31 protein-coding genes and 1 pseudogene are annotated in these 20,613 nt (G+C 60.5%); 2 read left to right on the top strand and 30 right to left on the bottom strand.

The features are described from left to right. Positions 1–207 precede the first annotated feature (207 nt). Positions 208–1,428 carry a hypothetical protein gene (locus JS82_01495; GenBank protein QHK16876.1) on the top strand — a complete coding sequence of 407 codons (1,221 nt, stop codon included), beginning with the start codon at positions 208–210 and terminating at the stop codon, positions 1,426–1,428. Here JS82_01495 and JS82_01490 read toward each other — a convergent pair. Next, complete coding sequence (locus JS82_01490; GenBank protein QHK16875.1) at positions 1,390–2,907, bottom strand: phenylalanine--tRNA ligase subunit alpha; 1,518 nt, start codon at positions 2,905–2,907, stop codon at positions 1,390–1,392. The two genes, JS82_01495 and JS82_01490, sit on opposite strands and share 39 nt — an antisense overlap. 5 nt (positions 2,908–2,912) lie before the next feature. Then, positions 2,913–4,034 carry a tryptophan--tRNA ligase gene (locus JS82_01485; GenBank protein ID QHK16874.1) on the bottom strand — a complete coding sequence of 374 codons (1,122 nt, stop codon included), beginning with the start codon at positions 4,032–4,034 and terminating at the stop codon, positions 2,913–2,915. Positions 4,035–4,141: 107 nt separating this feature from the next. Here JS82_01485 and JS82_01480 point away from each other — a divergent pair, with 107 nt between their 5' ends. Further along, positions 4,142–4,585 carry a hypothetical protein gene (locus tag JS82_01480; GenBank protein QHK16873.1) on the top strand — a complete coding sequence of 148 codons (444 nt, stop codon included), beginning with the start codon at positions 4,142–4,144 and terminating at the stop codon, positions 4,583–4,585. Here JS82_01480 and JS82_01475 read toward each other — a convergent pair. The 28 genes and pseudogenes from JS82_01475 to JS82_01340 form a co-directional block, all read right to left on the bottom strand. Beyond that, positions 4,573–5,619 (bottom strand): hypothetical protein, encoded by a 1,047-nt coding sequence (locus tag JS82_01475; protein QHK16872.1) that lies wholly within the window; start codon positions 5,617–5,619, stop codon positions 4,573–4,575. The genes JS82_01480 and JS82_01475 overlap by 13 nt on opposite strands. Continuing rightward, positions 5,619–5,951: a hypothetical protein gene (locus JS82_01470; GenBank protein QHK16871.1), complete on the bottom strand. Its 333-nt coding sequence runs from the start codon at positions 5,949–5,951 to the stop codon at positions 5,619–5,621. Before JS82_01470 ends, JS82_01475 begins: the two co-directional genes overlap by 1 nt. Positions 5,952–6,004: 53 nt before the next feature. Further along, positions 6,005–7,532 (bottom strand): annotated as a pseudogene (locus JS82_01465) (RNA-guided pseudouridylation complex pseudouridine synthase subunit Cbf5). Beyond that, the gene (locus JS82_01460) at positions 7,529–8,200 is read right to left on the bottom strand and encodes a DUF106 domain-containing protein (protein QHK18357.1); all 672 of its coding nucleotides are present in this window, start codon (positions 8,198–8,200) and stop codon (positions 7,529–7,531) included. Before JS82_01460 ends, JS82_01465 begins: the two are co-directional and overlap by 4 nt. A 63-nt stretch (positions 8,201–8,263) precedes the next feature. After that, entirely contained in the window at positions 8,264–9,799 is a 1,536-nt protein-coding gene (secY, locus tag JS82_01455; protein QHK16870.1) for a preprotein translocase subunit SecY, read from the bottom strand. 25 nt (positions 9,800–9,824) lie between these two features. Then, on the bottom strand, positions 9,825–10,247 hold the full coding sequence (locus JS82_01450; GenBank protein QHK16869.1) for a 50S ribosomal protein L15: 423 nt from the start codon (positions 10,245–10,247) through the stop codon (positions 9,825–9,827). A 9-nt stretch (positions 10,248–10,256) separates the two neighbouring features. After that, positions 10,257–10,721, bottom strand: a complete 465-nt coding sequence (locus JS82_01445; protein QHK16868.1) for a 50S ribosomal protein L30 — start codon at positions 10,719–10,721, stop codon at positions 10,257–10,259. 2 nt (positions 10,722–10,723) lie between these two features. Further along, on the bottom strand, positions 10,724–11,401 hold the full coding sequence (locus JS82_01440) for a 30S ribosomal protein S5 (protein ID QHK16867.1): 678 nt from the start codon (positions 11,399–11,401) through the stop codon (positions 10,724–10,726). 1 nt (position 11,402) lies between these two features. Next, entirely contained in the window at positions 11,403–11,903 is a 501-nt protein-coding gene (locus JS82_01435; GenBank protein QHK16866.1) for a 50S ribosomal protein L18, read from the bottom strand. Next, positions 11,903–12,364 carry a 50S ribosomal protein L19e gene (locus JS82_01430; protein QHK16865.1) on the bottom strand — a complete coding sequence of 154 codons (462 nt, stop codon included), beginning with the start codon at positions 12,362–12,364 and terminating at the stop codon, positions 11,903–11,905. The genes JS82_01435 and JS82_01430 overlap by 1 nt, the downstream gene beginning before the upstream one ends. Before the next feature lie 2 nt (positions 12,365–12,366). Beyond that, positions 12,367–13,035: a 50S ribosomal protein L32e gene (locus JS82_01425; GenBank protein QHK16864.1), complete on the bottom strand. Its 669-nt coding sequence runs from the start codon at positions 13,033–13,035 to the stop codon at positions 12,367–12,369. After that, a complete protein-coding gene (locus JS82_01420) occupies positions 13,032–13,583 on the bottom strand; it encodes a 50S ribosomal protein L6 (protein ID QHK16863.1) in 552 nt (183 codons plus the stop codon). The genes JS82_01425 and JS82_01420 overlap by 4 nt, the downstream gene beginning before the upstream one ends. A gap of 9 nt (positions 13,584–13,592) precedes the next feature. Beyond that, entirely contained in the window at positions 13,593–13,982 is a 390-nt protein-coding gene (locus tag JS82_01415; protein QHK16862.1) for a 30S ribosomal protein S8, read from the bottom strand. 10 nt (positions 13,983–13,992) lie between these two features. Further along, the gene (locus JS82_01410; protein ID QHK16861.1) at positions 13,993–14,139 is read right to left on the bottom strand and encodes a 30S ribosomal protein S14; all 147 of its coding nucleotides are present in this window, start codon (positions 14,137–14,139) and stop codon (positions 13,993–13,995) included. After that, a complete protein-coding gene (locus JS82_01405; GenBank protein ID QHK16860.1) occupies positions 14,136–14,645 on the bottom strand; it encodes a 50S ribosomal protein L5 in 510 nt (169 codons plus the stop codon). The genes JS82_01410 and JS82_01405 overlap by 4 nt, the downstream gene beginning before the upstream one ends. Continuing rightward, positions 14,642–15,349: a 30S ribosomal protein S4e gene (locus tag JS82_01400; GenBank protein ID QHK16859.1), complete on the bottom strand. Its 708-nt coding sequence runs from the start codon at positions 15,347–15,349 to the stop codon at positions 14,642–14,644. The genes JS82_01405 and JS82_01400 overlap by 4 nt, the downstream gene beginning before the upstream one ends. After that, on the bottom strand, positions 15,346–15,723 hold the full coding sequence (locus JS82_01395; GenBank protein ID QHK16858.1) for a 50S ribosomal protein L24: 378 nt from the start codon (positions 15,721–15,723) through the stop codon (positions 15,346–15,348). Before JS82_01395 ends, JS82_01400 begins: the two co-directional genes overlap by 4 nt. Positions 15,724–15,733: 10 nt before the next feature. Continuing rightward, complete coding sequence (locus JS82_01390) at positions 15,734–16,132, bottom strand: 50S ribosomal protein L14 (protein ID QHK16857.1); 399 nt, start codon at positions 16,130–16,132, stop codon at positions 15,734–15,736. A gap of 1 nt (position 16,133) precedes the next feature. After that, positions 16,134–16,466: a 30S ribosomal protein S17 gene (locus tag JS82_01385; GenBank protein QHK16856.1), complete on the bottom strand. Its 333-nt coding sequence runs from the start codon at positions 16,464–16,466 to the stop codon at positions 16,134–16,136. A 4-nt stretch (positions 16,467–16,470) separates the two neighbouring features. After that, positions 16,471–16,725 (bottom strand): ribonuclease P protein subunit, encoded by a 255-nt coding sequence (locus JS82_01380; GenBank protein QHK16855.1) that lies wholly within the window; start codon positions 16,723–16,725, stop codon positions 16,471–16,473. After that, a complete protein-coding gene (yciH, locus tag JS82_01375; GenBank protein QHK16854.1) occupies positions 16,722–17,021 on the bottom strand; it encodes a stress response translation initiation inhibitor YciH in 300 nt (99 codons plus the stop codon). Before yciH ends, JS82_01380 begins: the two co-directional genes overlap by 4 nt. After that, positions 17,021–17,224, bottom strand: coding sequence for a 50S ribosomal protein L29 (gene rpmC, locus JS82_01370; GenBank protein QHK16853.1), 204 nt, complete (start codon positions 17,222–17,224; stop codon positions 17,021–17,023). Before rpmC ends, yciH begins: the two co-directional genes overlap by 1 nt. Position 17,225: 1 nt before the next feature. Then, positions 17,226–17,915, bottom strand: a complete 690-nt coding sequence (locus tag JS82_01365) for a 30S ribosomal protein S3 (GenBank protein QHK16852.1) — start codon at positions 17,913–17,915, stop codon at positions 17,226–17,228. A gap of 1 nt (position 17,916) precedes the next feature. Beyond that, positions 17,917–18,366: a 50S ribosomal protein L22 gene (locus tag JS82_01360; GenBank protein ID QHK16851.1), complete on the bottom strand. Its 450-nt coding sequence runs from the start codon at positions 18,364–18,366 to the stop codon at positions 17,917–17,919. 10 nt (positions 18,367–18,376) lie between these two features. Continuing rightward, positions 18,377–18,844 (bottom strand): 30S ribosomal protein S19, encoded by a 468-nt coding sequence (locus JS82_01355; GenBank protein ID QHK16850.1) that lies wholly within the window; start codon positions 18,842–18,844, stop codon positions 18,377–18,379. 5 nt (positions 18,845–18,849) lie between these two features. Further along, positions 18,850–19,545, bottom strand: a complete 696-nt coding sequence (locus tag JS82_01350) for a 50S ribosomal protein L2 (GenBank protein ID QHK16849.1) — start codon at positions 19,543–19,545, stop codon at positions 18,850–18,852. A gap of 12 nt (positions 19,546–19,557) precedes the next feature. Next, positions 19,558–19,839, bottom strand: a complete 282-nt coding sequence (gene rplW, locus JS82_01345; protein QHK16848.1) for a 50S ribosomal protein L23 — start codon at positions 19,837–19,839, stop codon at positions 19,558–19,560. Next, positions 19,836–20,612, bottom strand: coding sequence for a 50S ribosomal protein L4 (locus tag JS82_01340; GenBank protein ID QHK16847.1), 777 nt, complete (start codon positions 20,610–20,612; stop codon positions 19,836–19,838). Before JS82_01340 ends, rplW begins: the two co-directional genes overlap by 4 nt. Between the last annotated feature and the right edge of the window lies 1 nt (position 20,613).

Here is a 20,613-nt window from a genome sequence, read left to right as displayed (position 1 = left end):
TCTCCCCGAGGTCCTCCCAGCGATGCATCTTCATGAGAGCCGCCCTCATGTTGACGGACGGCAGATCGGGTTCGCTGCACACCAGGAGTCTTGACATGCGACGATGATTGGAATGGCTCCGATTAACCGTTTTCGGTCCATGCTCTAAGTTTTAGCGCGCGATGTTCCACCGCTCGTGACTTAAGTACACCGCCCGTGTGAACATCCATGAAGGAGCTTACCCAATCGGAGAGGACCATGATGCACCTGTACAGGTACAGGTTCTTCAACATGGATGCGGAGAAGGTGGCGCCGTTCGAGCTTACACAGGACGGCATCGGAGAGGCGCTCGGGATATCCAGGTCGTACGCCTCGCTCATAGTCGGGAGGATGGGCAAGGAGGGACTGATACGCATGGGGCGGCTGGCCATCGCCGACGACGCCGGCAGGAACCCGCGCAAGGTTTACCTCCTGAGCTCGAAGGGCGAAGAGCGCTGCAGGACCCTGATCGACGGGAAGGACCCGGACGACATACTACCGAGGAACATCAACCACTGCCGCACCGACTGCTTCGACGCCCTCGGTCGGGAGGACAGGGACATCCTCGGGGCTCTGATGCTCATCGAGGTCCCCGTCCATCACAGGCAGGTCCCGGGAGGAAGGTCTGTGCCGCTGCTCCCGGTGGACCCCAGCGGATTCGTCTCCATCAGGAGGAGGACGAGGAAGCTGTACACCGGCAGAGCGGACGCGGAGACACTCAGGAGATGGCACAGCGTCGCGGCTGACTGGTGCGCGGACAACAGCGGCCCCCTGGACGAGAGGATCCTGCATCTTGTGGGCGCAGAGCGCATCCGCGAGGCCGCGAAGCTTGCCGGCAGCAACAGGTACGCCATAATGGACTCGCCCGACCCCGGGACGGTTGACGCGCTCGACCTCATATCGCGCAACCCCGGCATGGACGACCTGGCGGAGGTGGCAGCCTTCTCCTACCTGAGACTCGGGATGCTTGACAAGGCTAGGTCGGCCGCCGGACGCATCAGCGACGACAGCGTCTGTCTGAAGGGGGCGATGATGGCGGAGATCCTCCTGGCCGAGGGGAGGAGGTCGGCGGCCCTCGAGCGTGCGCTGGACGTCTACTGTGCGGATGTTAGGACCGCGCTCGTCCTCGGGAAGTGCATGGCGGCGAACGACAGGCACGCCGAGGCTGTCGTCTACCTGAGGAAGGCGAGGCGCTGCATGACCGAGTCCGGATGCCTGTTCAGGCTGGACGAGGCCCTCCGCTGGGAGGCGGAGTCGTACCTGTCGCTAGGGAACCCGGAACTCGCGCTGCATCTGCTGGAGGCCGCGTACTGCTCGGCCAAGGACCCCGGTGTGACGGAGATGCTCAGGAACCGCGTGGACGTGGTGTCCTCAGAGGACGGCGTTGGTCTTCAGGGTGTCCATATCTGAGATGTACAGGTCCCTGATGTCCTTTATGTCCCACTTGAGCATGGCGAGCCTCTCGAAGCCGAATCCCCATGCGAGGACTGGATACTTGACCCCGAACGGCGCGACGACCTCCGGCCTGAATATGCCGGCGCCACCGAGCTCCATCCACTTGCCGTTGAAGAAGACCTCCAGCTCCAGGGACGGCTCGGTGTACGGGAAGTATGCGGGCCTGATGCGGATCTGGTCGAACCCCATCCTGGAGTAGAACTCGCGGATGAGCGAGATGAGCATGTCGAAGTTCGCGTTCTCGTCGATGATGATCCCCTCGATCTGGGTGAACTCCGGCAGGTGTGTCGAGTCGATGGACTCCTTCCTGAATATCCTGGAGATGGAGAACGCCTTCTGCGGGGCGTCCGGGTGCTCCGCGATGAACTTGATGCTGCTGACGGTACTGTGCGTCCTGAGGATCGCCGCCTCGGCCTTCTCCCTGGACCAGTGACCTCCCCATCCCGTGGATCCGGTGTCGCCGCCGTTCTCGTGGATGTTCCTGATGGTCTCGACCATCTCCTCGTCGTCGATGTGGATGCTCGCGGGATGCTCCAGGTAGAAAGTGTCCTGGAGGTCCCTCGCCGGATGGTCCTGAGGCGTGTAGAGGACGTCCATGTTCCAGAAGGAGGGCTGGACGTACTCGGAGGACATCTCGGTGAATCCCATCTCGGTGAAGATCCTGCTGACCTGGGCCTCGAGCCTGGAGAGCATGTGCTTCTTCGCAGCGTAGACCGAGGGCGCGAAGGTCTGGATGTCATACTTCCTGAACTCGGCGTCCCTCCACTCGCCGCTCTGGATTATGCGGTCGGTGATGTCGGTGATCTGGGGCTTCAGCTCGATGCCCGAGGACGCGGCCTCCTTACCGAGGTCGGTGAGCGAGACGGACCTGGCCGTGACGACCTTCTCCGCGATCATGCCCTGACGGCCCTTCAGGTCCTTCACGACCTTCGGGTCCGCATCGGCCTCCGGGACCGGCCCAGAGGACATCCTCTGGATGAGCTCCTCGTCGGGCATCCTCTCGCCCAGGACGGCCCTCCCCTTGTCGGTGAGCACCAGGTTCTTCCTGTCGCCGTCCTTGACGATGTCGGCGAGACCCTTCCTCTTGAGCCATCCGACGGCGACCTTGTCCATGCCGCCGGACATGGCCTGGGCGAGGGCGTCCATGTCCATGGAGCCGCCCGCCTCGGAGATCAGGTTCACGGCTACCCTCTCGGGAAGCCCGTCGACGACGGACGTGTCCGCCAGAACGTAGAACCTCTCCGAGCTCTCGGACAGCTTCGCCAGACCCTTGGATTCGAGCCAGGACGCGGCCCCCATGACCTCCACCTCGAGGCTGAACGCCCCGTCCGCTATGAGTTCCGCCGGGGAGGCGGTTCCTCCCCTCCCGTTCAAGGCCAGGAGCAGCCTCTTCTCGTTGTAGCTAAGTCCCTCAAGAATTTCCTCGATGCCCATGGGAATCACCATTCGAATCCGTCGTAGGTCATGTCCGCCACGACGTCCTTCGCCTTCTCCCTCTTGTCCTGGTGCTGTTCCAGGAAGACGTTTATCCTCTCGGTGAGGCACATCTTGCACTCACCGCAGAGGATCTCCCCCTTGCGGCACTTCTCGGCGAGCTCGTTGATCTTGCCGTCGTCATGCTCGAAGAGGAAGTAGTTGTACTTGAAGACGGAGCAGACCTCCGGGTTCCCGCCCTTCTGCCTCTGCTCCTCCACGGAGACGCATCCGCCCGTGAACGCCCTTCCGACCTTCTTCTTGACCGCCTTGGGAGTGTCGGTGGTGAATATGGTGGCGTTCTCGTCCGAGGACGACATCTTGTCCCCTCCGGCCAGTCCAGGGCACATCTTGCAGTAGATGAGCGAGGGCTTGGGGTATCCGAGACCGGGTGCGACGTCCCTGGTGACCCTGAAGTGGGGGTCCTGGTCGATGCCGCAGGGGATGAGGACCGGGACCTGCTTCCCGGCCTCGTCCGTGGGCAGGAACGCCGGCACGGACTGCATCGTGGTGTAGAATATCGAGCCGATGTTCGTGGAGTTCTCGAAACCGAACACGGCCTTCGCTGTGGAGAACGTGACCTTCTTCGCCACCTTCAGGGCGACGGGGTACAGCTTGTCCACGTTCTTCGTGTTGACTATGATCCTCGTCTTCTTCGGATCGAACCCAAGGGCGATGAAGTCGAGGGCGTTCTCGTACGCCATGCGCCCGGTCTCCTCCAGGGTGAGGTCCTTGAACAGGAACTTCTCGTCGTCGGTGAGCTGGAACAGCATGTCCACACCGAATGTGTCCTGGACCCACTTGTTGAAGATCCACGGCATGATGTGTCCCAGGTGGGTGTTCCCGGAAGGGCCCCTCCCGGTGTAGAGGACGAACCTGTTACCCTTGTCGTACTCGTCGAGAAGGGGGATCATGTCCCTGTGCGAGTAGAATATGCCGCGCCTCAGCATGTAATGCAGGTCCCCGTACCCGGCGAGCCTCTCCAGTAGGGCGTCGTCGATCGGGGTGGTCCCGAACCTCTGCTGCAGCAGGTCGTAGTCTATTTCCCCGGTGACCTCCCAGGGGGTGACTTTGAAATCTTCCGGCATGTCTAGTACCCATCCGCCCGTATGTCGGAGTCGTCTTTAACTTATTGGCGCGCGCGCACGTGCGTTCCAAGCCAACTTTTTACTAAGGGAGCGACGATGACGCCTGCATGTGGAAGATACTCGGGCAGGACGCCCTTTACGTGGAGATCCCGGACGTTTGGAAGAAGCGCATGCTGGAGCTTTCCGGCGAAGGCGAGAAGGCCGAGAAGTTCAGGGAGATCGTCGGGAAGTCCGAGGTCACATACATGCTCAACGGGACCACCGAGGAGCACACCTTCTTCATCAGACTAGCAGACGAGATCACCCCCGAGGAGATTCAGGATTTGGCGGACGTCGCCCTCGACATCCTGAAGAACTCCGAGAGCCCGTGCATCGAGGTCGAAGGGGTCAGGCAGAAGTACCAGGTCATCATCACCAACTGGCACGAGCCGGAGATCATCGGCAAGAACAAGACCCCCGGCATGTCGTCTGGCGAGGTCTTCAAGCCCATCATACAGGGACTCGACGGTCCCGGCAGGATGAACCCCTACTTCAGCAATCAGTACCTCTGACCGGGAGCTTCCCTGCTCCCCTCCGGCGTACCGGGGACATCGTCAATGAGACGAGCACCGGCGCCGGACCTCCCCTCCGCGACGCATCCGCGGACCAGGTCATCGGACATCACGGCCTCCACCGTCCCGTGCTCATACTCCAGAAGATAGAAGGCAGTGGACACGCCGATCACACCGACCGCCATGACGGCGGAGGCGAGGATGTACCAGAACGTGTTGACCCCGGTGTATAGCGCAGCCGCAGCGACGAGGAGCATGACGAACAGGGCCACGGACATGCGGGTGCACGTCCCCAGGAGGCCCTCGTAAACAGGCATCCCCCCGCCCTCGGAGCCCACGCGGACATCGAGAGACCTCAGTATGAGCCAGGGCAGTGCGAAGGCGGCGATGTAGACGACGACCGTGAACACGCTCGTGTAGGCGACAGCGACGGAGAAATGGAAGACGAACAGGGTGAACAACCCGGCCCACATCAGAAGGCACGGCACCAGCGCGACCCTCATCGTGCCAAGCAGGTCGGACCAGGGAAGGCCCCTCCTCCTGACGGCGGGCTCCACCCTCAACACCCTCGTGTCGATGTTGGACGGGATGCCGAACACGAACTGTGCCAGACGTTCACCGGCAGACCTCCTCCCGGCCAGCCGCGAACGGCCGATGCCGTCGAGCACCGTGGGGAGGGCACGCTTCTGCAGTATGGACGCCATCACGGCTATTCCGCGGGTGCACACCAGCAGATAGACTGCGATGATGCCGGCCGTCGGACTCACGACGTAGAGGATTACACATATCAGGACGATGACGATGAACGGGATCCAGTGCCTGCGGTACAGATAGCTCAGAAGACCGACGGCCGTGAACGGCAGCGTCAGAACGGGGAACACCTCGAAAGAGCTGTGGTCGGTGAAAGAGGCGACGGCCACAGCTGCCACGACGGACGCGGCCAGCAGGATGAGAAACAGGTACACTGCGACCCTGTCCGCGTCCTTGAATGACAGAGCCCTGCCGATCCCCGAGAGATCCACTTTCGGTGCCATCACTCCTTCTCCATCCAGGCCTCGACGTTGACCTTGGCCTTGTCCCCGGGGTAGAGCCCGAGGAATATGCCCATGCTCTTCAGTTTTCCAGTGCTGTACGGGCCCAGGGTGGCATCTCTGACGCCCTCCTTGTGGCCGACGGCCGCCCCCTTCTCGTTGGCTACGACGACGTCCACCGGGAAGTCGGAGGAGACGCGGACAGTGAGCATCCTCTTGGGCTTCACGTCCAGCGGGATGGTCACCACATTACGGTAGCCACCGTCGACCGTAAGATCCAAATCACCCACCGAGACAACCTCGGGTCCGTAAACCTGCTCCCTCTTCTCGAACAAGGACATCGGATCACCAATGCGGGGTAATGCCCCTGTGCCTTAAAGAAATCTTCTCACTCCGGGAACGCTGGCTCTACGGAGAGCTCCTCCAGGTCTGTGGAGTACCTCCACATCCTCGGATAGTGACCCGGCTCCATGAAGACCCTGGTCGTCTCGACGGCTCTGCCGGTCGTCGCGGACATGACCTTGGGCGTGGACATCGACATCCTGCCCAGGGCTATGAGCTCCCCGCGGGCGGTCATCATGGCCACGAGCGCGTTCTTCCTAATGTCCTCGTCGAGCATGTGGACGCCCTGGACGTTGAGGTCCGCACCGTGACACACGGCGTCGACAGCCGTGGCCTTCACGATCACCTTGGGGAGAGGCTCCACGAGGACCTCCATCGGCAGAAGCATGCTTCTCAGCCATTCCCCGCGACCGTTCTGCTGCCAGAAAATGTATGCGTCGCGCATGTCCTGCAGGCTGTGCGCCCGATCCTCCGTCATCTTGCCGGAACGGGTGCGCCTGAGCTCCACCATGTTCGCCCCGCATCCCAGGAGATCGCCGATGTCGACGCAGAGCGTCCTGACGTATGTACCGGCATCGCAACGAACTCTGAAAAGGACGTCCCTGCCGCTTATGTCCAGGATCTCGATCTCGTGTATGGTCCTGATCCTGACCTGCCTCTTGACGGCGGACCTCACAGGCGGCAACTGGTAGATCTTCCCCACGAACCTCAAGATGACCTCCCTCACCCTCTTCTCGGGACGGTCGGCATGGAGACGCATCAGGCAGATGTACTCCTTGTCGGACGAGAGGACGACGTCGGTGAGACGGACCGCCTTGCCTAGGGTGATCGGCAGCACTCCGCTGACATACGGGTCCAGCGTGCCCCCGTGGCCGACACGGTCGCACTTCAGCGCATCGCGGACCCAGGCCGTTGCCTGATGGGACGTGGGCCCCGACGGCTTGTCGAGGATTATGACTCCGCCCTGCAGAAGCTCGCCTATGGTACGGTCCGACGGCCTCTTGCCCCACTTGTCAGGGATTGCCTTGGGATCCTTAGTCAGCATTCCAACCACGGACTCCCTCGAGGATCGTCTCCAGGACCTCATCAGGGGTCATGTCGTCGGTGTTGATGACGAGGTCGTAGACGCTGCGGTCCTGGATGTCGATGCCGTAGTACATCATGTACCTCTTCGCCTCTGAGTTCTGACGCTCCATGGTCTTGGCGGTTGCCTCCTCCAGCGTCTCACCCTCGCGCACACCGACCCTCGCCATGCGGATCTCGGGGCTCGCCTCCAGAAGGATCCTGAAGGCGGGTATTCCGTTGCGTGTCAGCATGTACGCCGACAGCCTGGATTCCAGAATGATGTCCGGGTGGGATCTGGCGATCTCCAGGATCCTGGAGTCGATCATCTTGTCAATCGACGGATCCTTCTCGGCTATCGCACCGAGCTCACCCAAAGTAAGGTTTTTCTCTGCAGCAAGCTCGCGGAAGATCTTCCCGAAGACGACGGCCTCCAGGCCGAGTGCCTCCGAGAGCTTGCTGCAGGCGGTCGTCTTTCCCGAACCGGGCGGACCGCTTATGGTTATTCTCATTCGATCTCAGCTCTCTTGACCTCAAGGTCCAGCTGCCTGAGGTGCTTCCTCAGGAAGTAGTACCTGAGCAGTCTGTTCTCGATCTGTCCTATGGGCATGCTGACCATGGTGTAGATGATGATCCATGCGGGGAAGAATCCCACGAGCATCGTGTTGAGGTCGAAGCTCGCGGACCACGGCAGGTGGGCGAGCGCCTCTCCTGCCGCGAAGTAGTCTCCTCCGGGGATGGCTCCGTCCGCGGGGTTGATGAAGTACCAAACCCAAGCGTACATGGGGAGCAGGAATATCATCGTGACCGGCATGACCTTCATCTGCTGGGTGCTGGCCTGCATGGACATGGCCATGATCTGGGGCTGCATCTCCTGGAGCTTCTTCATCTTGAACAGGTTGTTCTCCATCCTTGCCTGGCGGAACTCCTTGTTGAAGTCGCTCTGGATCTGCTGGTTCTTGGCCATCTCGATGGGGTCCGACATCAGACTCCTGACGATGGTGCTGATGGTGATCATGACCAGTCCCGCGATGATCAGGGTCAGTACGGGGTACTGCCCGTCGAAGGCGATGTACTGGAAGACGTAGTCCAGTGCCCCTCCGATCTGGGACCTGAACTGCATGACCACCATCATGATGATCAGGACCAGGAACATGCCGATCATCGTCTTGCTAGACATCGGCGGTGCCTGGTTCTGAACCTGCTGCATGCTTTCTGGACTGCCCGGGTTAGGCATCTTTCATCACTCCGATCCGAAGAATCCCCTCATGACGGGATTCATCTCCATCATCTGCTCGCGGCCCAGGGCCTCGTAGAAGTGGATCAGGATACCGACACACAGCAGCACTCCGGTACCGCTTGCGTTTCCGGTCGTTCCCACCATATCCGCGAAAGCCGCCAGACCTCCGACCATTGCTCCCGACAGGATCGTGATCGTGGGGATGTACCTCTCGAGCACGCGCTTCAGGACACGCGGGTCACGACGGAATCCGGGGATCTGCATTCCACTCCTCTGGATCTGGTTGGCGACGGACTCCGGTCCCAGGTTGGTCGTTTCAACCCAGAACTTCGCGAACAGGATCGAACCCATCACCATCACCGTGAAGTAGATGGCGACGTGCGCTATGTTCTGTATCGCGTTGTGTCCGTTACCGTACTGTGCTGGATCTAGTATCGGCATGAGCCAGTCGGTCAGACCCTGCGGTGCGGACAGGTACCATGCGATACCTCCCGCGGCCGTCGTGGATCCCTCCTCGAAGTACCCGATGGACGAGTTCCCGCCGATTCCGGGAATCTGGCTGAGGAAGTCGTTGCTGTACAGGAGCAGCGTGACCATGCTGACGATGGCCAGCAGGGCGGACATCAGGATGACCGGGATATTGCTCGCGTACATCAGCTTGATCGGGTACCTTCCCCTCGCACCACGGGCGTTTCCGTGGGACAGAGGCAGCTCGATCCTTGTGGATTCCAGATACGCCACCAGCAGGAAGATCACGAACGTTCCTACGAGTGCTATCATCGGGTTGGGTTGACCCAGGAACAGCGACTCGTATCCTCCGCTCGCCATCTCCTCAGGGGACAGCGTGAAGATGTAGTAGAGAGCTCTTGGTATCGTACCGCCAGGCGGATTCTCCAAACTCATGTCCGCAGACATGTCTATCGGGTTCCAGTTCAGAGCTCCGGTGAACAGCGATTGTGCCACACCCGCCGCGATGAACAGCGAGATACCACTGCCGATACCCCATTTGGACACCACCTCGTCCATCATGAAGATGATGTACGAACCAGCGAACAACTGGACTATCAGCAGCAGCTTGGCCCCCGCGCTGCCCAGGAGGGACTCGGCCCCTGCGGAGGGGACGAGGTACCCGAAGACCTGGGGGATCGCCTCGAAGACGATCATTACGATGACCAGAAGCTTGAGGACAGACTGATAGCACGCCTTGTCCTCACGCTTGGAGAGGTCTAGTTTGATGATCTTCGCACCGACGAAGAGCTGCATGATGATCGACGCTGTGACGATCGGTCCGATACCGAGCTGCAGCAGCGATCCCGAGGCTCCTGCCATGATGGTCCTATACTGTGCGAACAAGTCCAGGGATTCGGACTGGTCCAAGCCATACAGGTACACATTGGTCATTACGAAGTAGAGAACCAATATGACGATTACCCACATCATCTTGGTCCTGAAGTGGACATGCCCCTCAGGACGTTTGACGGAGGGTAGCCTGTCGGCCAAGGGCTTGATCTTGTACAACAGGCTTGGTGTATCTTCCATCCCTATCTACCTCTCCTTTATTCTTTCACTCGACAATTGAACCGCCGGCGGCGGCAACCTTCTCGCGGGCCTTCTCGGAGGCCTCGGCGACGGTCACATTGACTGCGACCTCGATGTTGCCGGTTCCCAGCAGTTTGTCGATGCCCGCCTCGGTGAGGTCGACGCTGTAGGCGTCCCCCTCCTTCTTGGCGAAGCCCATCGAGACGAACCTCTCGATCTGCTCCGAGAGCTCCCCGACATTGATCGTGCGGTTGGCCTCGACCATGCACTGGGGTCTCTTGAAGCCGTGGCGGCCGTAGTAGTCGGGCTCGTATTTCAGCATCCCGATCTTTCCGGTCTTGCCGTATCCGGCCTTTCCGTGACCGCCGATGATACCGGCTCCACGTCCGGATTTCTTTCCGCGTCCGTGGGTCCTGTATCCCCTGAATTTCTTGGTTCTGCTTGGCATCTCTCCACCTCACAGCATCCTGTTGATGAGGTCGTTGATGGCCTCTCCCCTGTATCCGAGTGCTCCGCCGTTCTGGTACGAGCGCTTGTTGCCCTCGTATCCCTTCACGGGCGGGTGCAGGCGGAAGACGGGCTTGGCGGCCTCGACATCCCTCATCTTGTAGTCGTTCTCGATAATGGCCTTGGCCATGTCGTCGACGGAGGCGAACTCCGACTTCTCCTTGAGGTAGTCGTCGGTGATGTCCCTGTCCCCGGCGAGTTTACCGCGGGCGCGGATCATGGCGGCCAGGGTCTCCTGGTTCACCTCTCCCCAGGTGCAGTAGTCCTTGATGACCTGGAGCATGCCCTTGGTGGACGCGTTCTCGGGGACGACGACGCAATGGTTGACTCTGTTGAGTCCGAGGAGTCCCATGGTGAACTCGATGTCGCGGTTCACGTCGGGCTGTCCACGTACACGGATAACAGCGTATGCCATTCTCACTCCTCCTGGTCGACGTCGGTCTCGGCGTAGGTGATTCCGGTGGGTCCGGAGACGATGTTCAGGCTCTGGGCCTGCTCGTCGGTGACCCTCATGCGGGAAGTCATCTTAAGCGCTTCGAACGTTGCCATGGCGTAGTTGACCTTGGTCTTTGTGTTTCCTCTGGCGAAACCCCATGCGTCACGGACGCCGGCGAGTGTCAGGAGGCTCTTGGCCACATCACCGACTGCCAGGGAGACACCGCGGGGTGCGGGCTTCAGGGTGACGGTGACGGATCCTGTGGATCCGGCGACCTCGAAGGGCAGGCTGTGAGCCTGGCCGCATCCGCACTGCCAGGATCCGCATCCCCTCTTGATCTCGATCATGTTCAGTTTCGCGTTGTCGATAGCCTTCTTGATAGAAGGTCCGACCTCTTTTCCCTTGGCCCTGCCGATGCCGATGAATCCGTCGCCGTTTCCGACGATGCATGTCACGGCGAACCTGACCCTCCTTCCGGAGTCGGTCATCCTCTGGACCATGTTGAGGTCGATGACCTCGTCTTTCAGGTCGGGGAGGAGGATGTCCACGATCTCGGGCTCGCGGAGGGGCAGCTTCGTGGCCAGGGCGTCGCTCATGGTGGTGATCTCTCCGTTGAGGACCATCTGTCCGAGCCTTGTCTTGGGAACCCAGTCAGCCATTTCACTCAGCCTCCATCTTCTCTTTGAGGCTGTTCAAATCAGCCTCGATGCCTTCATCGATGTGCTTTCCGAGGATCCTGTCCTCGTCGGGGAGGACGTCCTCACCGTGGGGAACCTCGAGACCGGCGTCGCACATTCCGGCCACAGTGGCGAAGAGGACTCCGCCGTGCTGGACCTTCTGCATGCCGATGTCGAGGACTGCGTACTCGATTCCTGCATTAATCGCTCTCTTACCGGCCAGGTACCCGACCAGGTATGCGGCGGGTATGGACGAGCAGGAGTGGTTCCATCCCATGGCCTTCAGCTCCCTGGTGGAAGCCGCGGCGAGGATGCTGTCTCCCTCCATGCCGAACTCGGCAATCTGGATGGTGACGTTCTTGTTGGACCTCCTGACGACGGCCCTTGCCTCCTGGCCCGAAAGGAGCCTGCGGCGGGCGTAGTAGTCGGTGCGGTTCTCTCTTCTCCTGCGGAATGCTACTTTGTATCTAGGTCCGGTTGCCATCAGATCTCCTCCTCGTTCAGGTGGCCGGCTGCGACCATGTGCTGTTTGAGGTGCCTGCGGGACTTGAACATGCCTCCCTTGGCCTTCCTGTAGTAGAGCCTGTAGACGGAGGGTGTGATCCTGCCCTCGTCCCTCAGGGTCTTCAGCTCGTCGCGGATGGGCCTGATGGTGGCCATCCAGCGCTCCTTGTCGCGGACACGTGCGTTGGCGGTTCCCTTCCTGGATCCGGGTCCCTTCCTCTTTCCGCTGGCCTTCTGGCCGGCGACGTACCTGGTCCTAGCCCTGGAGGTGCCGTTCTTGGCCTTAGCCTTGATGAGTCCGGAGTCGATAGCCGTGCGGATGTCCGCGCGGGTGATACAGTCCTCGACCTCGTCGAGCCTGTCGGGGTTCATCCAGACCCTGTTCTCGCCGCATTTCAGGATCTCTGCGGCCATCCTTCTCTGGTTTCTCAGGTCTGCCATGGTCACACCATCCTGTTGAGGACCCTGATACCGAGCTCGTCGGCCCTGTCCTCGATTGCGATCCTCTTCTTGGTTCCGACGGTTCCGCCGATGCGGACCGCCTGCTTCTTGGGGTCGATGCCCTCGAGTCCGTCGACGTTGTAGACGAGGACCTCCTCGAATCCCGAGGGGTGCAGGTCCCTAGCCGCGACGGGTCCCCTGAATCCGATGTCGACCATCGGGGGGCGCCTCTTGAGCTGTCTCTTCATCTTGGAGTGGATACCCTTGGGCTTCCTCCACTTCTCGCCGAGCTTGGAGTATCTGAACCACTCCTGCCTCTTGAAGGCGGGCCTCCTTCCGGAGATCATGGCCCTCTTGGCGAGAGCGTCGGTCGTTGCCTCGTCCAGCTCGGGCTTGGCTTTGACGACGTACTGTCCTGCGGCGGCCTCGACGACCTCGGAAGCGGCCTCCTCTGCGGGAGCCTCCTCGACGTCTGCGTCGGCGAGCGCGGCCTTCCATCCGTTGACGGTCTTGGGACCGACTCCGGACAGGGACTTGATGACCTCCTTGACCTTCTCATCGTCGTTGATCGCCTCGGCGAGTTCCGCGACGTTGTTGATGCCGATGGCCTTCAGCTCCTCGACGTTCTTGTCCTTCAGACCCTGGAGGTCTGTGAGTGCTTTCACGGTCATTCTTTCACCTTGTGCGATTTCTGGACGATGTAGATTCCGTCCTGGAACGTCCTCTTGTCGAATCCGAGCCTGGATGTGGCCCTCTCGAGGTTGGCGGCGGTCTGGCCGCAGGCCTCGATGTCGTTGCCCTCCACCGTGACATCCTGTCCGTTGACCTTGACGGTGCAACCCTTCATGATGTTGGCGTAGCGGGGGGCGTGTCCTCCCATGTAGTTGTTGATCTCCACGCGGTCGCCTTTGACGGTGACTTTCATCGGGAAGTGGGAGAACACGATTTTCAGGTGGTAGGTGAAACCGACGGTGACGCCTTTGATCATGTTGTTGATGTGGGCGACGTAGGTTCCGACCATTGCCTTGTCCTTGATCCTCGGGTACTCGCAGCTGACGCTGACTTCTCCTTCTCCGACGGCAATATCTATGCCAGGGTGCGCGAAGTTTCTGCTAAGTTCTCCCCTGGGTCCGTTGACCTTCATGACGTTGCCGTCGAAGGACACGGTCACACCGCCGGGGATAGCGATGGTGCTTTCGATTTTCCCTGCTATTGTCATCTTTATTCCTCAGTATACATATGCCAGCAGTTTGCCACCGATGCCGAGCTCTTTGGCGCGGTCCTGGGTGATGACACCTGCTGTGGTGGACATGATCAGGAGTCCGAAGTCCTGGGCGGGGAGGAACCTCGCCTCGAACTTCTCGACATCCGCCACTTTGACGGAGTACCTGGGCTTGATCACACCGCAGTTGTTTATGGCCCCGTCCAGCATGACGCGGAACTTGCCTGCCTTTCCGTCCTCGACGTACTCGAACTGGCTGATGTAGCCGCGGTCCTGCATGACCTTCAGCACACGGCCGATCAGTTTGGATGAGGGCTGGATCATGCACTCGCTCTTACCGTTGAGTGCTGCGTTTTTGATGACGCACATGGCGTCGTTGAGTGGATCGCTCTGCATTTATGACACCTCACGAATACTTCTTGAATCCGAGTTCCGGGGCCATATCCCTGAAGCACTGGCGGCACAGGTGCATCCCGTACCTCCTTATGATTCCTCTCCTGCGTCCGCAGCGTGTGCATCCGACAGACCTTCCGAACTGCTTCTTGGGCTTCATTGGACCACCTCAACCTCAAATTTGTCTTTCATGTACTGGATCGCCTCGTCGCGGTCGACGCGGTGCTTCTTGGGGACCCTCCTCTTGAGGAGCGCCCTCTGGGTGATCCTGTTTCCGGGCCTCCTCAGGACGACGTTGATGTCCATTCCGAAGATACCGATCTCGGGGTCGTACTTCATTCCCTCGAAGTCGGTGTAGTCGGAGATACCGAAGGACATGTTGCCCTCCTTGTCGAAGGAGTACTCGGGGACGCGCCTCTCCCTGATGGAGAGGGCCTTGTTCAGGAACTCCTCGGCGGTCTCCCCGCGGAGGGTGACCTTGCATCCGAGGGGCATCCCCTTACGGATACCCAGGTCCCTGTTGACGGTCTTGGAGATCGTCTCGACGGACTTCTGTCCGGTGACCATCTCGAGGACCTTCTGGGCCTTGACCAGCCTCTCACCGGCCTCGCCGACACCGATGTTGACGACGACCTTGTCCACGTGGACATCCCTCATGGCGTTCATTCGGAAGCCTCCGGGAGTTTGATGGCTGCGGTCTGGGTGCCGATGACGAAGCAGTTCCTGGCGACGGTCTCGGAGCCGTCGGTGAACATGACCAGGTTGGAAGCCGATCCACGGACGGTCTCGAGGCTCTTCACGGTCTTGACCGCTCCGGCCTGGGATCCCTCTTTGATGAAGACGACGGAGCCGTCCTGCAGGGGGTAGTGCTCCATGACCTTCTGGCCGTCGAAGGCGACCTTCAGGGAGTCACCGCACTTGTAGTCGTTCTTGTCGAGGACGATGTTCCTGCCGCCGCTGAGGTTCAGCTGGATCTTGCCGCCTTTGACGACGGTCTTGTTCTCGATCTTGCACAGCTCCCATGCGGCCTCGGCCTCGTCGATGGGGACGAGGGTCAGCTTGCCCTTGTCGGTGAGGAGCATGCGGTAGGCCAGGTTCATCTTGGGGATGGTGATGACGTCCATGAATCCGACGGGGGCCTTGGGGTTCTTGACCGCCTTGCCGTCGACGAACATCTCACGGTTTCCGATGATCCTCTTAGCCTCTCTGGCTGTGTCGCAGGCGCCGACCATGTCCCTGAGGACTGTGACGGCGGACATGGAGTCCTCGATGCTGTGGGCACCGGCGGACTGTTTGGTGACCCAGATGCTGACCTTCCTCTTCAGAGGCCAGGTCCTGGGTGCTGCCAGTCTCTTCATGTGGTCGCTCATTCTTTAGCCTCCTTGTTCTTGGACAGGGAATCGACCCTCCAGGCATCCTCGGTGTTCAGCTTGGTGATGACGAGGTTGGATGCGTGGATGGGACGCTCGGTGGCGGTTCCGTCGGCCTGGTTGATCGTGATCCCCTCGATGGAGACGCGACCGGTCTTGGTGTAGACCTCGAGGACCTTTCCCTCGATGTTCCTGATGTCCTCGTTTCCGCGGACGACGATGACTGTGTCGCCTTTGCAGACCCTGGCGGTGCGGACTCCGTATTTGGCGCGGAGCTCGTCGCTCAGGTGGGCGGACAGCATCTTCCTCTTGACGTGGGCGGACGCGTTGGCCTGGTTCTTCCTCTGAACCCTTGCTTTGCTGCTTGCTGCCATACCTCACACCTCACACGATGGTGGACGCGGTCGCGGACACACGGGGCCACCTCTCGGCGGCCTCCCTGGCGACGGGTCCCTTGATGTCTGTTCCTTTGGTCTCACCAGTCTCTGTGGTGATGACCGCGGCGTTGTCCTCGAAGTAGACCATGGTTCCGTCGGGCCTCCTCATGGGGCGCCTCTGGCGGACGATGACGGCGAAGACGATCTGCCTCCTCATCTGGGGGGTTCCCTTCTTGACGGAAGCGATGACGAGGTCTCCGACGCCTGCGGAGGGGACCCTCCTGGCGACGCCGTGGTATCCGGGGACGGTGATGATCTCGATCTCTTTGGCTCCGGTGTTGTCGATGACGGTGAGCCTGGATCCGTTCTGCAGACCCCTGGTCTGGTTTCCAGCGATTCCCTTCATCTCACTCCACCTTCTCGATCACGACGAAGGACACGGTCTTGGAGAGCGGGCGGCACTCGGCGATCCTGACCTTGTCCCCGACTTTCAGGCCGAGGCAGGGGGAGGCGTGGGCGGAGTACCTGTTGCTCCTCTTCTCGTATCTCTCGTACTTCTGCTGGTATTTCAGATAGTTGCGCTCAACAACGACGGTGTTCTTCATTTTGACCGTCGCGACGACGCCGTCGATGACCTGTCCCCTGACGGGGAGGCTGCCGTGGAACGGGCAGTTGGGGTCATTGCACTCCATCTTGGGGGAGGCGACGTCGATTCCGATGTCTCTGATTTCTGCTGTCATTTCTTCACCTAACCTTCTTGATTCTGTCCTCTGGTCGGTGCATTATCTCTGATCCACTGATGTCGATGGTTCTGCCTTCGTATGCGAACCTGAACACATTGCCTGGTTTGGGTACCATTCTCTCAGTTCCGGCCGATTCGATGGTGAACGTGTTTTTCGTCTCGTCGACCACCTTTCCGGACACGCCGGAGAATGGCTCAGACAGCACTTCCACGTCCAATCCAATGAGTTCAGTTCTGACGAAGCGATTGTCTCTCATCTGACCTCGGTGCGGAATCCCATTTCCTCCAGGACAGTCTTGACCCTTTTCTTGTGGTCGCCCTGGAGTTCGATGCGTCCGTCCTTGCATGTTCCGCCGGCGGCGCACTTGTTCTTCAGCTGCTTTGCAAGATCGCCGATGTCGATGTCGTTCTCATCGATACCGTCGATCACGGTAACGGTCTTGCCGTATCTGCGGCTGTCAATCGAGATCCTCACCGTCTGCTGCTCGCGTGCGATCTCCTCGCACATGCACAGCTCCTTGGGCAATCCGCATACTGGGCAGATCTCGGCCATCAGATCTCTTCCTCCTCCTTCTGGACGGTCAGGATGCGTGCGATGTTGAGCCTGAGGGCGCGGATTGCGCCGGGGCTCGAGGGGGCACCGCCCATGGCGGAGACTCCCCTCTCGTGCATCAGCTCGTCGCGGAGCTCTTTCAGTTTCTGGTTGCGCTCCTCGACGCTCATGTTCCTGATGTCTGCGGTCTTGAGTGCGGCCATCTCACTGAACCTCCTCTGCAGGTGCCTCGGGCTCCGCGGCGGGTGCCTCGGGGGCGGGGGCGGCGAACAGGTCGGGCAGGAGTGCGGCGGCCTCGGTCTTGTTGAGCACGGTGATGTCGGCGGGGAGCTTGGCGTCCTTGGCCATGATCTCCACGGTGACTCCGATGACTCCCATCTTCAGTTTGGCCACGGCGTATCCGTGGTCGACGAAGTTGGCTTTCGGCTCTCCGCAGAACTTGATGTAGCCCTCCTTGAACTTCTCGGTCCTGTGCCTCTGTCCGGTGAGCTTTCCGGCGACGATGATGTGGCATCCGCGGGCTCCGGCGTCCATGATCCTGCGGACGGTGGAGTGGCCGGCTCTGCGGAAGTGCCAGCCCCTCTCGAGGGAGAAGGCCAGCTTCTCTGCCATGATCTGCGCGTTGAGGCTCGCGTTCTCGACTTCCTGGACCTCGATCTGGGGGTTCTCGAATCCGAAGCGGTCCTCGATGACTGCGGTCAGGTTCTTGATGGTCTGTCCGCGCCTTCCGATGACGAGCCCGGGCCTCTCGGTGGTGAGGATGACACGGGTTCCCATGGGGGTCCTCTGGACGTCCAGTCCTCCGAATCCCGCACGGCTGACCTCCTTCATCAGGTACTCCTTGAGGAGCACCCTGCGGATGTTCTCAGCTACGAATTTCCTCTCTGATGCCATTTCACTCGACCTCCTGGATGATGACCTCGACGTTCACGGTGTCCTGGTTCCACTCGGTGGCGCGTCCGTGGGCCCTGGGCATGTGCCCGGGGATGACGCGTCCCCTGGAGACGGAGATTGTGGCGATGGCCATGTTGGACACATCGAGTCCCTTGTACTCCGCGTTGGATGCGGCGCTGTTGAGGACTCCGAGGATGGCCTTGGCGGCCTTCACGGGGTACCTTCCGGGACCTACTCCGGGCTTGTGGGAGACACGCTTGTTGTATCTCCTGAGGGGAACGGGCCTTGTCTTCGCGATGACCTCCTCCAGAGCTTTCTGGGCGGTCTCGACCTTCATTCCGCGGATCATGCAGGCAACCTCGCGGGCGAACTTGGGGGAGACGGGCATCTCCTTTCCAAGGGCCTTCGCTGTGGTGTCCGGGTCCGCTGTTGCTGTGTATCCTGAAACCATGTTAGACACCTCACTTCAGCGGCATGAACTTGGACGACCTGGTCGCACCGACTCCGGGTCCGGAGTGCTGCGGGGCTTTCCTGGTGAGCACGAACTCTCCGAGGAAGCATCCGATCATCTCGGGCTTGATCTCTACGTCCTTGAACTCGTGGCCGTTGTAGATGCTCACGGTCTTGCCGACGAACTGGGGGATGATGGGCAGGTCCCTGCGGTGGGTCCTGATGACCTCGCCGGGCTCTGCGGCCTTCAGTTTGTCGAACAGGAGCTGCTGCTCGTAGTTCAGACCGCGGGTGTACGTCCTCCTGGCCCTCGAGGAGAGGAGTCCGAGGAACTCTTCGAAAGGCATGGCGAGGAGCTCTTCCATCGTGAATCCACGGAAGAGGAACTCCTTCTTCCTCCTCGCCTGGATTGCCGACGCCTTCTTCCTGGATTTCCTCCTCGAGGCCTTTGCCGATCCTGCAATAATCTTCTTTGCCATTGCAATCACTTCTTTATTTTCTTCTTAGGAGGCAGGAAACCCACCTTCTGACCGGGCGATGCGGTCCTCTTCTGACAGTTCGGTCCTCCAACGTGGGCGTGGCTTCCACCACCGTGGGGGTGGTCGACGGGGTTCATCGCGACTCCCTTGGTCTTGAATGCCGCTGTGGACCTGGACCTCAGGGTGTGCACGTTCTTTCCGGCTTTCGCGAGGGGCTTGTCTCCCCTTCCTCCGCCTGCGACGACACCGATGGCGGCGCGGCAGTCGGGGCTGAACTCCTTGATTGCTCCGGAGGGCATCAGGACCATGACCTTGTCTCCCCTGGAGACGACGGTTCCGGAGGATCCGGCAGTCTTGACGAACTTACCTCCGTCCCCGGGCCTGGCCTCGACGTTGTGGACGAGGGTTCCCTCGGGGATGTTGGACAGCTTGGTGATGTTTCCGGCGACGACGTCCGTGCCGCCGATGACGATGGTCTGGCCGACCTTGGTGCCCTCGACTGCGAGCTGGTAGTCGGTCCTTCCGTTCAGGTCGAGGACCGCGAGGGGGCAGGTCCTTCCGGGGGCCTGGATCAGGTCCTTGATGACTGCGGTTCCCTCGGACATGGCCGGGAGCCTCACATCGTCCACGTGCCTGTGGCTGGGAGAGCGGTACAGGGATGTTCCGCTGCCCCTCCTCTGTGTGATCAATCTCTTACCCATGTTCACTCACCTTCAGAATACTCCGACCCTGGATCCGACATCCTCTGCGGAGTAGCCGTCGGCCAGTTTGATGATGGCGTGCTTTCCGTCTTTCTGGATCCTGACCCAGACCTTCTCGACCTTGACCTCGAAGCGCTCCTCGAAGACAATCTTGATGGTGTGCTTGTCAGCGTTCCTGTGGACGATGAACTCGATCTTGTTGCCGTCCTTGTACTTCTGGGTCGGCGTGCCGGACATGTGGTTCATCGATTTCTCGGTGACGTACGGCCTGATGAGAACGTCGCTCTGCTTCATTGAGTCCAGCCTCCTATTGCGTCGATGGCGGATTTGGTGTAGACGGTGAGCCTTCCAGCGTCTCCTCCGGGAGCGAGGATGCTCGTGTTCAGGGTCTTGACCTCCTCGACGGTGACACCGGGGAGGTTGGATGCGCTCTTGAAGATGGGAGCGTTCCTCTCGTCGTCGGCGACGACGATGAGCACGGAGACGGGGGTGCGGTACTTCCTGTTCCTCATGGTTCCCCTTCCGGCGCGGATCTTGCGTCCCTCTTTGGCGCGCTCGAGGTCGTATCCGATTCCGATCTTCTCGAAGAGCTCGACGACCTCGGAGGTGGCCTTCAGGGACACCATGTCGTCCTCGACCACGATGGGGAAGGAGACGGAGTCGTCGAACTGGTGGCCGCGGGCCCTGACGCACTCGGCGCAGGCGGTGGCTGCCAGAGCGGACTGGCGGGCGATCTTGAGCTCTTTCTTGTTGACTTTCTGTGCCCAGTTCCTCTCGGGGCGTGGCGGGTGGGCCCTCCTTCCGGAGACGTTGTTGGGCGACTCGGTGGCTTTCCTTCCGTCGTGGACCCTCTGGACACGGGCGGTTCCCCTTCCCTTGCCCCAGGTGCTGACGGAGTGCCTCATTCCGGACCTTGCGGCGGGTCCGTAGGGCTGCCTGCTGTTGGCGGCGGCTGCGAGGACCGCCTTCTTGATGATGTCGGGCCTATAGGGGGTCTCGAAGGCAGCGGGGACATCCACTGTGCCGGAGACTCCTCCCTTTACAGAGTAAACATTAGTCTGTGCCATT

This window comes from Methanomassiliicoccaceae archaeon DOK, from assembly GCA_009911715.1.
Classification (GTDB): Archaea; Thermoplasmatota; Thermoplasmata; order Methanomassiliicoccales; family Methanomethylophilaceae; genus Methanoprimaticola.
Note: the sequence above shows the minus strand (reverse complement) of the source record. Positions and strands in the feature narration are given on the sequence as shown.

Excerpts from the sequence above, each read along its gene's own strand:
- JS82_01485 (QHK16874.1), bottom strand. The coding sequence starts at position 4,034 with ATGCCGGAAGATTTCAAAGTCACCCCCTGGGAGGTCACCGGGGAAATA.
- rplW (QHK16848.1), bottom strand. The coding sequence starts at position 19,839 with ATGAAGCAGAGCGACGTTCTCATCAGGCCGTACGTCACCGAGAAATCG.
- JS82_01390 (QHK16857.1), bottom strand. The coding sequence starts at position 16,132 with ATGAAGGGAATCGCTGGAAACCAGACCAGGGGTCTGCAGAACGGATCC.
- JS82_01425 (QHK16864.1), bottom strand. The coding sequence starts at position 13,035 with ATGACCGTGAAAGCACTCACAGACCTCCAGGGTCTGAAGGACAAGAAC.
- JS82_01385 (QHK16856.1), bottom strand. The coding sequence starts at position 16,466 with ATGACAGCAGAAATCAGAGACATCGGAATCGACGTCGCCTCCCCCAAG.
- JS82_01415 (QHK16862.1), bottom strand. The coding sequence starts at position 13,982 with ATGCAGAGCGATCCACTCAACGACGCCATGTGCGTCATCAAAAACGCA.
- JS82_01365 (QHK16852.1), bottom strand. The coding sequence starts at position 17,915 with ATGGCATCAGAGAGGAAATTCGTAGCTGAGAACATCCGCAGGGTGCTC.
- JS82_01395 (QHK16858.1), bottom strand. The coding sequence starts at position 15,723 with ATGGCAGCAAGCAGCAAAGCAAGGGTTCAGAGGAAGAACCAGGCCAAC.
- rpmC (QHK16853.1), bottom strand. The coding sequence starts at position 17,224 with ATGGCCGCACTCAAGACCGCAGACATCAGGAACATGAGCGTCGAGGAG.
- JS82_01480 (QHK16873.1), top strand. The coding sequence starts at position 4,142 with ATGTGGAAGATACTCGGGCAGGACGCCCTTTACGTGGAGATCCCGGAC.
- JS82_01445 (QHK16868.1), bottom strand. The coding sequence starts at position 10,721 with ATGGCATACGCTGTTATCCGTGTACGTGGACAGCCCGACGTGAACCGC.
- yciH (QHK16854.1), bottom strand. The coding sequence starts at position 17,021 with ATGGCCGAGATCTGCCCAGTATGCGGATTGCCCAAGGAGCTGTGCATG.
- JS82_01435 (QHK16866.1), bottom strand. The coding sequence starts at position 11,903 with ATGGCAACCGGACCTAGATACAAAGTAGCATTCCGCAGGAGAAGAGAG.
- JS82_01400 (QHK16859.1), bottom strand. The coding sequence starts at position 15,349 with ATGAGCGACCACATGAAGAGACTGGCAGCACCCAGGACCTGGCCTCTG.
- JS82_01420 (QHK16863.1), bottom strand. The coding sequence starts at position 13,583 with ATGACAATAGCAGGGAAAATCGAAAGCACCATCGCTATCCCCGGCGGT.
- JS82_01475 (QHK16872.1), bottom strand. The coding sequence starts at position 5,619 with ATGGCACCGAAAGTGGATCTCTCGGGGATCGGCAGGGCTCTGTCATTC.
- JS82_01430 (QHK16865.1), bottom strand. The coding sequence starts at position 12,364 with ATGGCAGACCTGAGAAACCAGAGAAGGATGGCCGCAGAGATCCTGAAA.
- JS82_01355 (QHK16850.1), bottom strand. The coding sequence starts at position 18,844 with ATGGCAAAGAAGATTATTGCAGGATCGGCAAAGGCCTCGAGGAGGAAA.
- JS82_01440 (QHK16867.1), bottom strand. The coding sequence starts at position 11,401 with ATGGCTGACTGGGTTCCCAAGACAAGGCTCGGACAGATGGTCCTCAAC.
- JS82_01460 (QHK18357.1), bottom strand. The coding sequence starts at position 8,200 with ATGTCTAGCAAGACGATGATCGGCATGTTCCTGGTCCTGATCATCATG.
- JS82_01495 (QHK16876.1), top strand. The coding sequence starts at position 208 with ATGAAGGAGCTTACCCAATCGGAGAGGACCATGATGCACCTGTACAGG.
- JS82_01340 (QHK16847.1), bottom strand. The coding sequence starts at position 20,612 with ATGGCACAGACTAATGTTTACTCTGTAAAGGGAGGAGTCTCCGGCACA.
- JS82_01350 (QHK16849.1), bottom strand. The coding sequence starts at position 19,545 with ATGGGTAAGAGATTGATCACACAGAGGAGGGGCAGCGGAACATCCCTG.
- JS82_01405 (QHK16860.1), bottom strand. The coding sequence starts at position 14,645 with ATGAACGCCATGAGGGATGTCCACGTGGACAAGGTCGTCGTCAACATC.
- JS82_01450 (QHK16869.1), bottom strand. The coding sequence starts at position 10,247 with ATGCCAAGCAGAACCAAGAAATTCAGGGGATACAGGACCCACGGACGC.
- JS82_01380 (QHK16855.1), bottom strand. The coding sequence starts at position 16,725 with ATGAGAGACAATCGCTTCGTCAGAACTGAACTCATTGGATTGGACGTG.
- JS82_01410 (QHK16861.1), bottom strand. The coding sequence starts at position 14,139 with ATGAAGCCCAAGAAGCAGTTCGGAAGGTCTGTCGGATGCACACGCTGC.
- JS82_01360 (QHK16851.1), bottom strand. The coding sequence starts at position 18,366 with ATGGTTTCAGGATACACAGCAACAGCGGACCCGGACACCACAGCGAAG.
- secY (QHK16870.1), bottom strand. The coding sequence starts at position 9,799 with ATGGAAGATACACCAAGCCTGTTGTACAAGATCAAGCCCTTGGCCGAC.
- JS82_01490 (QHK16875.1), bottom strand. The coding sequence starts at position 2,907 with ATGGGCATCGAGGAAATTCTTGAGGGACTTAGCTACAACGAGAAGAGG.